Raw genomic sequence first — 12,069 nt, forward strand, 5'->3', positions numbered from 1 at the left:
ACCAATTGGATGGTTTCTTATCCATCCAATTTAGGAGAGGATCGTATGAAGTGGAAACCAAACCACCAGTCCCATTTGACTGTCCGTGAACAAATTATCGACTGGATCAAAACTCATATTGAGCGGGGGGATTGGACAGTCGGAACAAAGCTGCCAACCCAGCGGCAGCTGGCCGCTCAATTTCATGTCAATCGGAGCACTGTCCAACTGGCGTTTGATGAATTAAGAGCGGACGGCTTAATTGAATCTAAGATGGGATCCGGCGTATTTGTAGCGAATAATTCATGGAACGTCCTATTGAACAAGTCACAGCCGAATTGGCAGCACCATATTGAATCAAGCCTTCATAAACCAAACTATCACACGATCCAGTTAATCAATGAATACGAACAAAAGGAAGAGGTCATCCGTCTAGGGACAGGCGAACTTGCGCCGGAATTACTCCCGACTCGACAAATTGAACAATCGCTGGCACAAATTAGCCTGGATTCAAAGGCAATCGGCTATTCATCACCTAAAGGCAGCGAAAAGCTTCGCGGAATCTTATGCCAGCATTTAAAAAAGCGGGGCATTTATACAACACCAGACAATATATTAATTGTTTCGGGTGCCCTGCAAGCCTTGCAATTAATCGCCGTCGGATTATTGGAAGAAGGATCGACCATCCTTCACGAACCGCCTTCATATTTAAACTCTGTACATCCTTTTCAATCGGCCGGCATGCGCATAGTATCGATATCAAGAAATCATCATTTAGCCGACAACCTGCGGGCACATAAAAGAAAAAGACAATCTTTATTCTACTGCATACCAACCTTGCACAATCCAACCGGCTACAATTGGCCGGCAGAAGAGAAGAAAACATTATACAACACATGCAGGGAGCTGCAAATTCCGATTATTGAAGATGATGTATATCATGAACTGTTATTTGAAAAACCGGCGCCTGCCATCAAATCATGGGACACTTCCGGGCAAGTATTATATATCGGCAGCATATCTAAAACCCTAAGTCCAGGGCTGCGGGTTGGCTGGGTTGTGGCGCCTTCACCTGTCATTGAACGGTTGGCAGATATTAAAATGCAAACAGATTACGGTTCCAGCGCATTTTCGCAAGAAATCGCCGCACACTGGATCTCGTCAGGATTATACGAAAAACATCTAATCGATCTTCGTGAACAGTTGAAAAGAAGAGCCCGATTTACAGAAGAATTATTAGAACAAACATTTAGGAACATGGCGACATGGAAAACATCTGAAGGCGGCTTTTACATCTGGCTCAAATTCCATCAGCCGGTTGTCAACAAAGCCTTATTCCTAAACTTGCTTCACCATAACGTTTTGATCAATCCAGGCTATATTTATGAGCCGAGTGATTTGCAGCATATCCGTCTTTCTTACGCCTATGCTTCACTGGAGGACTTAAAGCAAGGACTAAACATTTTGCGAAACCTGATTCAGCCAGGCGACAGAGAGGACAACCGGTTCTGAGAGACCATCGGTTTGAAAAACACAAGGGAGGGATTAGATGAATTCCCCACACATCAAAGTCATTGATTACCAACCGGAATATGCAGAACAGACAGTCAACATGTGGAGAGATAGCAAAGAAAAAGCCATCGGGCAAAAAGACATGCACAGCTTTGAAAACCATATTTACTTTTTAAATCACCTATTGCCTGAACAGCATCAGGTCGAATTAGCTTTGATCGATGAGCACGTAGTTGGCATGATTGCTTATAACACCAGGGAAATCAACCAACTGTATATCCACGTAAATTATCAAAAAATGGGCATTGGGCAACTATTGCTTAATAAAGCGAAGGCACAAGCGGACGGTCGTTTAACACTATATACATTTGAAATAAACGAAAATGCCCAACGGTTTTATGAAAAAAATGGGTTTAGAATCATAGCGAAGGGACATGAAAATGAAGAAAACCTGCCTGATATTCAATATGAATGGATAAAGAGGTAATGTTCGTCCAGCTATCCAAGCATATAAATAAAAGAAGTTTCTTCATTGCGATAATGATAGACAATAGCTAATCGAGAGATAGGCAGGATGCAGGGGATGTCGCCGTATCGTCAATAGCCTGGAGCCGCTTGATGTTCCCGCATTAAAGTGTTTTTTTATGTCTATCATTCTACAGTATGATCACCTGTAAACGCTTGAGTGAACCGATACAAAAATAACTATTACATTTTTTCGGAAAAGCAAGTAGAATGAAATAAGCTTGCTACAAGGAGAAGATATAATTGAAAAAGATGTTGATCTTGTTTTGTTTATCGCTTTCTTTACTATTCCCAAGCTTTGCATTCGCGGCAGAAACGCCCTCCTCAAAGCCAGAGTGGGAAGTAACGCCTGATGTGTACAATATTTTGCGGGAACGCGCAGGAATTTCTGTGTATACGCATACTCATAAGCCAGTTGATTTCAATAACATGAAATATGGCTTCAGCAAAATTTATGAGAAAACAGATAATTACATAATCGCTCGCCCGTACAATACAAAAGATTATATGATTATTTCAAAAGACGGTTTTTATGCTGCCTATACTTCAAAGGAAAAAGGGGCAGCCATTGATGCAGAAAACGGCTCGATGCTTTGGAGAACGCTGCGAAACCATGCTTTTGAAGATGTTTGGGACAAGGACAATCAATATGGCTATTTCCATTTTGGCCAGCCAAAAGCAACAGATTTGGTTGGGGATCTATGGATAAATGAAGATTTCTTAATACCACAAGGCACAACCATCTATGAATTTTCAATGACGGATTCTGAAGATTGGTATAAACAACTGCCTGTAGATATGCTGAAGATTGGTGAAACCAATGTATTTTCACAAAATGGGTTTGTGAACGGAATCCCGCTTGATGATGAAACAAGATGGCATATGAGAAGTGTTTTCTTTTTAACATCAGGAGGGACACCAGAGCTAAGCTACGATCCAAGAAGGCTGCATTGGAAGCTGGAAAACTGGCTATATCCTGCATTTCGTGATGTGCGGAAGGATCACTGGGCGCGCGGAAATATCACTTGGGCTTTCCGCACCGGGCTTATTCAGGGCTTTCAGAATGGACGTTTCCAACCCCTTTCTTTGCTGAAAGAGTCCGATTTAACTGTGATTGCGGCCAAATATTTTGGATTTAAACCAGGCGCAACGTACGGACATCGGGCACAGCAGTACTATGACTTCTTTAAACCGTATCACCTCCCATTGAAAGGGTACTCTACAGATGCTGGCAAAAACAGCACGGTCACACGCGGACAATTGGCACAGGTCATTGCCGCTTCTCAAGGTGCACCGTACGGGCCATATTCTGCTGTCGGATTTATGTACAAGCATCATCTTTCAGAGGGAAAAACAGGGGAAAAAACATTTGAAGACTATCATTTTAACGAACCGCTTACTCGCGCTCAAATTTCGGCATTCTTCCAACGCATGGAGGAAAAGGGAATGACTACGTTAAAGTGAAAATTGCCTGGACAGGTCAACATCAAGCAGTTAGAAGGAAGAGCTTTCCTTTTAGCTGCTTTTTTCTGTAAAGCATCAAGGAACGACAGGCTGCTTAAAACGTTCTCATCCAGGAGGATTTTTTTGTTTATAATGAAAAAAGCATGCAGGAGAGTATATAATATGCCTGAAGAACTATAACGATCAGATCAGATGAATAGAAAGTGACCGTTGGCGCAGGCTATTTGAAGGTTCCCTGATTTGACGCGGAATTTACAGGAGTTGGTGTGTTTGAAAAATTATGTACTGGCATACGAAATAGTGATGTTCTTTCTTGTCATTATTTCGATTTTCTTTGCATTTTCAAATGATAAGAAGCTTTTAATGTATGACCAGATTATTTGGCTTATTTTCGTTCTAGATTATACGATCCGCTTGCTGCGATCAAAAAATAAATGGCAGTACATCAAAAAGCATCCGCTAGAGTTCATCGCCATTATCCCGTTTGATGCTTTCTTCCGAACTGCCCGGTTTATCCGTTTTTTTCGGGTTGTACGCCTGTTGGGCATCGGTTCGCACTATTTGACGCCCATATATAAAATTTTCAAAACCAATGGGTTGGATAAATTATTTATTGTTGCTATTATCCTATTGTTTATCATTCCAATCCCTATTGTGATGGTAGAGCCGTCCATCCATTCCTATGCAGATGCCTTATGGTGGGCAATTGTAACAACCACAACGGTGGGGTATGGAGACATTTCGCCCTCTACTCCGCTTGGGCGGTTTCTAGCGGTTATCTTAATGTTTGTTGGGATAGGAATTATCGGGACATTTACTTCAGCCATTACAAGTTATTTCAGCAAGAGAAGCAAAGGCTCTCACGACAAACAAGTCTTTCGGGTCATCCAGGCAATAGAGGATACGGATGATTTATCAGTTGAAGATATCGAACTCATTCAAATGCATTTGAAAAGAAAGCAGCGGGAACAACAATAGAGAAGCTTCTTTCGTGAAGCGGGCAGCTTGTAGCAGCAGAGATGAAGGGCTTATAAAATAGCTCTTTTTTTATTTCCCACCTCCCTTTTTACATAAAAGTAAATATTTAACTCACCTTCACTTTCCATTATACTGGTCTAGAAGAGAGGCCGAAACAGCCTCGTTACATTGATAAGGGGGATATGATGAAGAGCTATCTTTCGGGCATCATACTGATTATGATGATCTGTTCTTTATTTGGCTGCCAGCAGTACACAGAGGATACAGCCGGCCAGAATAGGGAGGAGACTGACAAAGGCTTTGCTGAGCCAGAACCATCGGATTGGGTAAAATATAACAAACTGATCCTGCAGTATATGTATTACCGCACGCAGGCGGTGCAGCAGAATGACATTACTGTTTTGTGGAATAAGTACCCGGATTTAAAAGTAAATGATGATCCTCAAAAAGGGATAAACGTTGAGAAGGAGGAAGTAGAGTCGTTAAATAACGGCAGGAAGTGGATAGATGCCAATTACAGCATTGAAAGTCATGAACGGATGAAAGTTAAAACCGTCAATGAGGAAGAAGCAATTGTCCTTGTTCATGGCGGCATTAACTATATAAGCAATGACTTTGACGAAGCTGGAGGGGAAGTATTAATAGAAATCTCCCTAAAGCTCAAAAACAACCATTGGACCGTTGTGCAAACAGACGAATATACAGAGTTTGAATACAAGGAATGGATGCAGAAACAGGCAAAGTAAACAGCCGCTATCTGTGACAACTTAAAAAGAAACGCGGAAGAGCCGATTTTTTTATCATCAGCTAAAGATAAATACACGCCGCTTCTTTTGTGGTAATATATTACAGAAAGAGAAATATAACAGTAGACAAACAGACAATTCTAACTTTATACGTTGCTTTACTCGCCTTTTTTCTTTCTTGAGCTTCAATACATATTCCTTTCATTAACAGGAGGCTATCCGATGTAGAAAGATCCCTTACTCTTAAAAATCACAAAAAAATAAATAAGAGGTGAGGGATATCTATGTCTTCATACAAAAACGAAACATCCTTTCGTTTTCTTTGGGTTGGGCAAATGCTGGCGAACCTTGGGGATGTTTTATATACTGTCAGTTTACTAACGATGGTGTATAAGGTGACCCAGTCGGTTACTTTTATGTCTCTTGTGCCGTTTGTGATTACGATGACCGCGCTTGTAAGCGGAATCTTGGCGCCGATCGTCATTGATCAATATCCATTAAAGCCGATTTTGTTTTACTCCCAGCTTGGGAAAACGGTTTTGCTGTTGGTTTTATGCTTATTTTCTCTGCAGCTTGAACAAGAAATGATTTGGTGTTTGTACGTGCTGATTGCAGGCATTTCTTTTTTGGATGGATGGGCTTCGCCTGCACGAAATGCGCTCGTTCCTAATCTTGTAAAAGAGGAGAAGCTAATCAAAGCCAATAGTCTCTTAGCGATTTCCGACCAAATCACCCAGTTAATTGCCTGGCCGATCGGCAGCTTATTTTTCATTCTGTGGGGAGGCCCCGTTCTTCTTTGGTTCACTTGGAGCTTGTTTACTCTTTCTTCCCTGCTGATGTTCTTTATCAAGGATCAAACGATTCACAAACAGCGGGAAACAACCTCTAATAAATTAGCAGCAGTAAAAGAAGGCTGGCACCTTATCTGGAAGACGAAGCCATTACGGACGGTCAGCTTGATGAACGTATTGGAAACGTTGGCAAGCGGTGTATGGATTGCGGCTATTTTATTTATATATGTGGAGCAGGCGCTTCACAAAACAGAGGTTTGGTGGGGGATGATCAATGCGTCGTTCTTTGGCGGAATGCTCATCGGCGGAGTGCTCGTTTACCGTTATTCGCAAGCGTTAAAGAGCCGTTTGGGCCAGACGGTTATGTGGTCTTCGCTCTGCTTAACCGCCCTTACTTTGTTGTTCGGCATGACCTCTCTGGCCTGGTTCGCCTTGTTCGTATCTTTGCTCTATGGACTGCCGCAAATGGCGCGTGATGTCGCAGAAGTGACCCTTATCCAACAAAACGCAAGGGAAGGGCTGCTGGCGAAGGTGTATTCCGCAAGAGGCACATTAATTTATGGAGCTTTCGGCATTTCCTCGCTGTTATTGGGATTTATCACTGAACGTTACGGCGTCCGTATCACTTTTTTAATGGCGACCGCTCTTTTTCTCGCTTCTTTTTTGCTGGCTTTCGTTAACAGGCAGGAGCTTTTTGAACATGCTAAATCAAGCAAAGAATAACACACCGCATTCTCAAAGCCGATGAATCGGCGGATGTAAAGAGAGGAGAATCCAGACAATGACCGTTCCTTATTTTGCCCAGTGGGAATCCCGCGACTTAGTTTCAGCCTTTTTATCAGGAAAGCTGCACCCTTCGGACGATCCTTTATGGCATCTATCTGGTGCCTCCGATCCGGACGAATACGCAGAATGGAGTCCGCATATGTGCGGAATGGCCTGTTTGAAAATGCTTCTTGCCCAGCAAAGAAAACAAGTGATCCCCACCATTGCCCTTATGAAAGAATGCCGGGAATACGGCGGCTACGTTGTCAATGAAGATGGGGGGATTAAAGGATTAATTTATCGCCCCTTTGTCCAATTTATTGCGGATGTATTTGGGCTGCAGGCGGAGGTAAAGGAGCATACGCCGGTAGAAGATGTGTGCAGGTGGCTGGAGCAGGAGCATGTATTTATTGCTTCTGTTCATCCGAGCATACGAACCCCGGAGAAAATCCCTCCTCATCCGGGAGGGCACCTGGTGTACGTTTTTGGGCGGGACAAAGAGCGCCGGGAAGTCATCTTTCATAACCCTTCAGGAGATACGCGTGCCAGCCAGGAACAGGTTCGTCTAAACGAGGCAGTTTTTGCACGTTTTTATGCCCAGCGGGGGATTTTGATTCAATTAGGGTAGTTAGTAAACATCCATCAAAGAAGCTAACAGCACCTTTTACAAAAAAAGAGACAAGGAACATTCTTCCATTCGGCGTATATTCTGGTCTCTTTTTTGCTTATGTTATAAAGATCGTTCAACACCGTCAATGAATCTAACCGCCTGTTTTCATGCTAGACTAATTTTGTAAAGTAACGTTCTTGCGGAGGAGATATAATGAGTCATTATCAACAAGGGTATACATGCCGATGCTGTGGAAACTATCATAATGAACTTCCAATGAGCTATGGAAGACCAGTTCCTGACTATTGTTATGAAATACCATTAGAGGAACAAGAGGAAAGAATAGAGATGAACGAAGATCTCTGCATCATTGATGAGGAGTATTTTTTTGTTCGCGGATGCATTGAAATTCCTGTAGTAGATGGAGAAGGGCCATTTATTTGGGATGTTTGGGTATCATTAAGTGAAAACAGCTTTCAGCAACTATAGACCATTGGGAAGCAGAGGGAAGGGAGCAGAAGCTAGAACCGATGTTTGGCTGGTTATCCACTGTCCTTTCCTGTTATCCAGAAACCATCAATTTAAAAACAAGGGTCCATACTCGTCCTGTTGGATTCAGTCCTTCTATTGAATTAGAGCCAACTGAACATCCCTTAGCCGTAGAACAAAGAGAAGGCATAACAGTAGAGCGCATAAAACAAATAGCCGAAGAGTTATGCATGACGGAGTAAGCACGCTACATTTTGCCCAGTATGCTCTTGAGCGCGGCATAAGCCGCTTGTAATTAATGATATAGTTGTTTAAAAATCCTTCTCTCACTAAATGGGCAGGTTAGGTGACGAAGGAGAACCGATCCGCTTCATAGAATGATAATGATTACACACGTTTTAGAACTTGGAGGAAAAAATGAATTACAATGATTTAACCAAGCACTTTACTGAAGAGTTCAAGGAGTATAAGCCTTTATTGCAGGAACATATTGAGTTTAATGGGGAAGTTTTAAATCATGTATTCTTTGGTGAATGTGATGATTATTTTATTGAGTTAATTAGTGAAGAGCAGGATATAGACAAGATGAAAGATTTATTTCATTTCTTTGAGAGAATGGCAACTCAAGGTGATCAGGATGTTAAAGACTTATTAAGTGTTACGATTCTCGCACGGCTTGGCGACTCCAAGAAATTATTACAAACTGCATATAAATATATGGGGGCTGAAACAAGGAAAGCCTCAGATGAAATTGAAAAGTTTTGGGGCAGATATTGAATGATTGGGCGCCTTAGTTGAATAAGAATCCATCAACTTTATTATTCATTTTTTAATGCAAACATACTTATATGAAAGGCAGTAAGACTCCTCTCTTTTCAAACAAAATTCAATAAGAGTATTCAATATTGAGAGTAAGGGAAGCAGATCATTCTATTGAAGTAATCCGCCCTTTGGAAAATCTTACTTGGGACGCAGTATTCTTTCATACTTCTTCAGATACTTACATACTGATCAATAGACATGAAGTGAGCTTATTAAGTTCTGATTTAACAAAAGTGATAAACAGAATACAGTTACCCCTTTCCAGCAGGAATGGACTTCCTCCATATTATTGTCAAGCCACTTTATCGAACGATGGAAAACTGTTAGTTATTGCCTATAATGATTGGGTGGTTATTTTGAATAGCCCGCAATTAGAGGTGATGACCATAGAGAAGGTTCCTTCTGCATGCTTCGTGGAATTCAGCACGGCGGATCAATTTTTGCTTATAGGTACCTGGGAAAAAGGCTATATCCTTCAGAATAACTTAATAGATAATTAATGAACTCCAGAAAAGCTCAAAAAACAACCGCTTGACCCTCCCGCTGCGTAATAGCTTATCTTTTACGTATCTTACTTATGGAGGGAAGCACAATGGAATTTTATCCTATGCCTTTGTTTGTTAAACTGTCTGTCAGTCACATGGAGAACTCTCTTTCCTGGTATAAAGAGGTTCTTCATTTCAAATCGGTGTTTGAGTGGCCGGGAAAAGATGGACAGCCTATAATGGCCCACATCCGCGGAAGCAAGTATCAGGACATATTATTAGTATCCGCTCCAGAGCCGCATGATAAGGAAGCTAACGGGAAGGGAATCGTCTTAAACTTATCGGTGCAAGAGGTAGATGTATATTTCAAAAACGCCAGTCGGGCTCATGCTATCATTATAGAGGGGCCTGTTGACCGTCCTTGGAACGCCCGTGAGCTGATATTAAAAGATCCGGATGGATACCTAATCACCCTTTCAATGGGGATAAACAGAGAAAAGTCTTTCGATGATGTTATAGGTCAAATGCGAAATACATTTTAGGTTCTAAAAAAGAAGCTATCACAGTATGGAGGTGGCTTAGTGAATAAGTGGAAGCAAGAAATTCTCCAGCATCAATTAGGTTCGATAGCGTTTGTTCAGTCCTTGCACTCTCTAAGCGAAAAGGATTGGAGAGCTCCGATCAATGAAGGAAAATGGACGGCAGCGGAAATTATAGGCCACCTCACACCTTGGGATGAGTTTGTGCTGCAGAAGCGTTTGCCTTATTTGTCCTCAGAATGCGAATTTCCAGAAAGCCCGGACGTTCAAGCAATCAATGCACAATCAGCTTCTATGAGCAGGCAACAGCAACAACAAGAGACCATCAGCCGCTTTGTCTCTGTAAGAGAAGCCCTTTATCAAGCCATTGATGAATTGCCTGATGACGGCTGGGAAGTAAACTACACAATCGGAACCGCCAGTGTATCTTTGTACGAATACTTTAAAGGGCTGGCCGAACATGATCTGCATCACTTTGAGCAAATAAAACAGGTCTTGCCTTTAGTGAAGTAACAGGAGCTGCTTAGGCACATAGACTGTGTTCAGCGCTGGCCTCTTTTTTATGAATGGTGCCCTATCGGCTCACAGGGTATTTTTCATCAATTTCATTTAGAAACAGACGTTCCCATTAGAAAAATGCTATAATGAGGACAACAATAGCATAGGTTTTCTCAAGGGTGGCCGGCACACTCTCCCGGTAGGAGGGAGGTGATGCCATATGACAGTGTACGAATCATTAATGATTGCGCTTGCGTTTGCAAGTCTCATTGTGTCCGTTCTGTCGTTCCATAAAAAAGACTAAAACCGCCCTTGAGATTGGAGGCTCTGGGCGGTTTTAGCAAATGCCTATAAAGGTGCCGATCCCCAAAAGGGAACCTGCTATTGGATGACCGTTTTGATGTTCCCGCATCGAAACGGTCTTTTTTAAGGTACGTTACTCTATTCTCATTATACCCTATTGATAAAAATTTGAAAACATTGGATTACGGCTTCAGCTAATTTCAGACTGTCCGATCAGCCTTTATATGCTCTTCCATCGCTTTAATACACGTAAGCTGACGAAGCAGAATCATTGAAGAAGAATCTTTTAAAAAAGAAATGGGGGCCACTATACATGGAAATATATCTTGACAGATTACAGGCGGCAGATGCGGAAGCCTTATATCAATTTGAGCTTGAAAACAGAGCATTTTTTGAACAAATGGTGCCTGCTCGCGGAGAGGACTACTACATCCCTGAGATGTTTAACAAGAGACATGAGGCTTTACTTGAGGAACAAGCTCAGGGGGGTTCCTATTTCTACTTAATTAAAGGCAAAGATCATTCCATTTTAGGCAGAATCAATTTAGTAGATATTGATAAATCTCATACAGCCGCTCATGTCGGTTATAGGGTGGGGCAAAAACATACGGGAAAAGGGATTGCTAATCAAGCATTGAAATTATTAATAGAAACAGTAAAGGCGAAAGGCATAAAACAGATTCAAGCGAAAACAACAGCTAATAATATAGCTTCTCAAAAGGTTTTAGAAAAAAACGGATTTAAGAGAATAGCGACCGGCAGCGAAACGTTCGAAATGAATGGGCAGCAGTTACATTTCATTTATTATGCTTTGACTAGTTTGTCTGGTTAAACTAATGAGGCACTATACTGGAAAAAAGATGAAAAACCCTAAGCAAGCTACAGCTAAAAAGCATCATCAATCAAAGGAGAGGAATGCCAAGTGGCCTGGTATTTAGAAAATGTTTATGAGCGGAATAAGGAGTCTCCCTATACGTTTTACCTTCCTAGTTTGCATGTTTTGGAGAAGCTGAAGGCGGGAGATTTGGTTAAGTTAATTTTTGCGGCGGAAGAAGTGGCGGAAGACGGGTTTCATGCAGAAAGAATGTGGGTGGAGATTATCCAAATGAACGGGGAAACGTTCATTGGCAAGCTGGAAAATCAGCCTTGCCGTTTGCCCTTGGAGGCCGGCACGGAGATGTCATTCGGCGTGGAAAACATTTGCGATACCGAATATGAGGACCCCGCTGCATCCGACTGGGATATTTATTTTGACACAAAGGTAATTGTAAGCAGGGATGTCCTCGAAAAAGGCGAATTTAACTTTATGTTAAGAGACGATCCTGCGGAAGAGATGGATTCCGGCTGGTCCATCTTAAGCGGCTATGAAGAGGATGAATTTCTCAGCGATCCGGAAAACTTTCAAGTTCTTTCCATCGGCGTGATTTTAAATATAGATGATTCTATTTTAGTTTTTATTGAGGAGCCTCCGTTATGTGCTTATGAAAGAGATGATAGAGGAGACTTTTACCAGATTGAAGATTATAATTGGGATAGCTACTTAAGTAAATGAGGAATTTTCAA

General features: G+C 41.8%; 14 protein-coding genes and 1 pseudogene. All 15 read left to right on the top strand.

All coding sequences use genetic code 11. The features are described 5' to 3' along the window. The first annotated feature begins 45 nt into the window (after positions 1 to 45). Entirely contained in the window at positions 46 to 1,491 is a 1,446-nt protein-coding gene (locus BBA02S_RS01915; RefSeq protein ID WP_041113607.1) for an aminotransferase-like domain-containing protein, read from the top strand. 37 nt (positions 1,492 to 1,528) lie between these two features. After that, positions 1,529 to 1,978: a GNAT family N-acetyltransferase gene (locus BBA02S_RS01920; protein WP_041113606.1), complete on the top strand. Its 450-nt coding sequence runs from the start codon at positions 1,529 to 1,531 to the stop codon at positions 1,976 to 1,978. Positions 1,979 to 2,268: 290 nt separating this feature from the next. Then, positions 2,269 to 3,480 carry an S-layer homology domain-containing protein gene (locus BBA02S_RS01925; protein ID WP_255211739.1) on the top strand — a complete coding sequence of 404 codons (1,212 nt, stop codon included), beginning with the start codon at positions 2,269 to 2,271 and terminating at the stop codon, positions 3,478 to 3,480. A 270-nt stretch (positions 3,481 to 3,750) separates the two neighbouring features. Next, positions 3,751 to 4,458 (top strand): potassium channel family protein, encoded by a 708-nt coding sequence (locus BBA02S_RS01930; RefSeq protein ID WP_041096037.1) that lies wholly within the window; start codon positions 3,751 to 3,753, stop codon positions 4,456 to 4,458. Positions 4,459 to 4,640: 182 nt separating this feature from the next. After that, complete coding sequence (locus BBA02S_RS01935) at positions 4,641 to 5,204, top strand: hypothetical protein (RefSeq protein WP_156141451.1); 564 nt, start codon at positions 4,641 to 4,643, stop codon at positions 5,202 to 5,204. 284 nt (positions 5,205 to 5,488) lie between these two features. Beyond that, a complete protein-coding gene (locus tag BBA02S_RS01940; protein WP_041096035.1) occupies positions 5,489 to 6,718 on the top strand; it encodes an MFS transporter in 1,230 nt (409 codons plus the stop codon). A gap of 58 nt (positions 6,719 to 6,776) precedes the next feature. Further along, positions 6,777 to 7,388, top strand: a complete 612-nt coding sequence (locus BBA02S_RS01945; RefSeq protein ID WP_041096034.1) for a C39 family peptidase — start codon at positions 6,777 to 6,779, stop codon at positions 7,386 to 7,388. Between the two features lie 195 nt (positions 7,389 to 7,583). Next, positions 7,584 to 8,101 (top strand): annotated as a pseudogene (locus tag BBA02S_RS01950) (DUF2199 domain-containing protein). 175 nt (positions 8,102 to 8,276) lie between these two features. Further along, positions 8,277 to 8,636: a DUF7674 family protein gene (locus BBA02S_RS01955; RefSeq protein ID WP_041096032.1), complete on the top strand. Its 360-nt coding sequence runs from the start codon at positions 8,277 to 8,279 to the stop codon at positions 8,634 to 8,636. Positions 8,637 to 8,764: 128 nt separating this feature from the next. Beyond that, the gene (locus BBA02S_RS01960; protein ID WP_041096031.1) at positions 8,765 to 9,181 is read left to right on the top strand and encodes a hypothetical protein; all 417 of its coding nucleotides are present in this window, start codon (positions 8,765 to 8,767) and stop codon (positions 9,179 to 9,181) included. A gap of 92 nt (positions 9,182 to 9,273) precedes the next feature. Further along, positions 9,274 to 9,708 carry a VOC family protein gene (locus tag BBA02S_RS01965; RefSeq protein ID WP_041113603.1) on the top strand — a complete coding sequence of 145 codons (435 nt, stop codon included), beginning with the start codon at positions 9,274 to 9,276 and terminating at the stop codon, positions 9,706 to 9,708. Between the two features lie 39 nt (positions 9,709 to 9,747). Then, entirely contained in the window at positions 9,748 to 10,218 is a 471-nt protein-coding gene (locus tag BBA02S_RS01970; RefSeq protein ID WP_041113602.1) for a DinB family protein, read from the top strand. 205 nt (positions 10,219 to 10,423) lie between these two features. Next, positions 10,424 to 10,507 carry a putative holin-like toxin gene (locus tag BBA02S_RS21495; RefSeq protein WP_223663945.1) on the top strand — a complete coding sequence of 28 codons (84 nt, stop codon included), beginning with the start codon at positions 10,424 to 10,426 and terminating at the stop codon, positions 10,505 to 10,507. 312 nt (positions 10,508 to 10,819) lie between these two features. Next, positions 10,820 to 11,338, top strand: a complete 519-nt coding sequence (locus tag BBA02S_RS01975) for a GNAT family N-acetyltransferase (RefSeq protein ID WP_041113601.1) — start codon at positions 10,820 to 10,822, stop codon at positions 11,336 to 11,338. Positions 11,339 to 11,428: 90 nt separating this feature from the next. Then, entirely contained in the window at positions 11,429 to 12,058 is a 630-nt protein-coding gene (locus BBA02S_RS01980) for an immunity protein Imm33 domain-containing protein (RefSeq protein ID WP_041113600.1), read from the top strand. Positions 12,059 to 12,069: the final 11 nt, after the last annotated feature.

This window comes from Bacillus badius NBRC 15713 (assembly GCF_001591605.1).
GTDB lineage: Bacteria > Bacillota > Bacilli > Bacillales > Domibacillaceae > Pseudobacillus > Pseudobacillus badius.

What these genes read in the sequence shown, in the direction of transcription:
- BBA02S_RS01915 (WP_041113607.1), top strand. Translation starts at nt 46, where the DNA reads ATGAAGTGGAAACCAAACCACCAGTCCCATTTGACTGTCCGTGAACAA.
- BBA02S_RS01920 (WP_041113606.1), top strand. Translation starts at nt 1,529, where the DNA reads ATGAATTCCCCACACATCAAAGTCATTGATTACCAACCGGAATATGCA.
- BBA02S_RS01925 (WP_255211739.1), top strand. Translation starts at nt 2,269, where the DNA reads ATGTTGATCTTGTTTTGTTTATCGCTTTCTTTACTATTCCCAAGCTTT.
- BBA02S_RS01935 (WP_156141451.1), top strand. Translation starts at nt 4,641, where the DNA reads ATGATGAAGAGCTATCTTTCGGGCATCATACTGATTATGATGATCTGT.
- BBA02S_RS01940 (WP_041096035.1), top strand. Translation starts at nt 5,489, where the DNA reads ATGTCTTCATACAAAAACGAAACATCCTTTCGTTTTCTTTGGGTTGGG.
- BBA02S_RS01945 (WP_041096034.1), top strand. Translation starts at nt 6,777, where the DNA reads ATGACCGTTCCTTATTTTGCCCAGTGGGAATCCCGCGACTTAGTTTCA.
- BBA02S_RS01955 (WP_041096032.1), top strand. Translation starts at nt 8,277, where the DNA reads ATGAATTACAATGATTTAACCAAGCACTTTACTGAAGAGTTCAAGGAG.
- BBA02S_RS01965 (WP_041113603.1), top strand. Translation starts at nt 9,274, where the DNA reads ATGGAATTTTATCCTATGCCTTTGTTTGTTAAACTGTCTGTCAGTCAC.
- BBA02S_RS21495 (WP_223663945.1), top strand. Translation starts at nt 10,424, where the DNA reads ATGACAGTGTACGAATCATTAATGATTGCGCTTGCGTTTGCAAGTCTC.
- BBA02S_RS01975 (WP_041113601.1), top strand. Translation starts at nt 10,820, where the DNA reads ATGGAAATATATCTTGACAGATTACAGGCGGCAGATGCGGAAGCCTTA.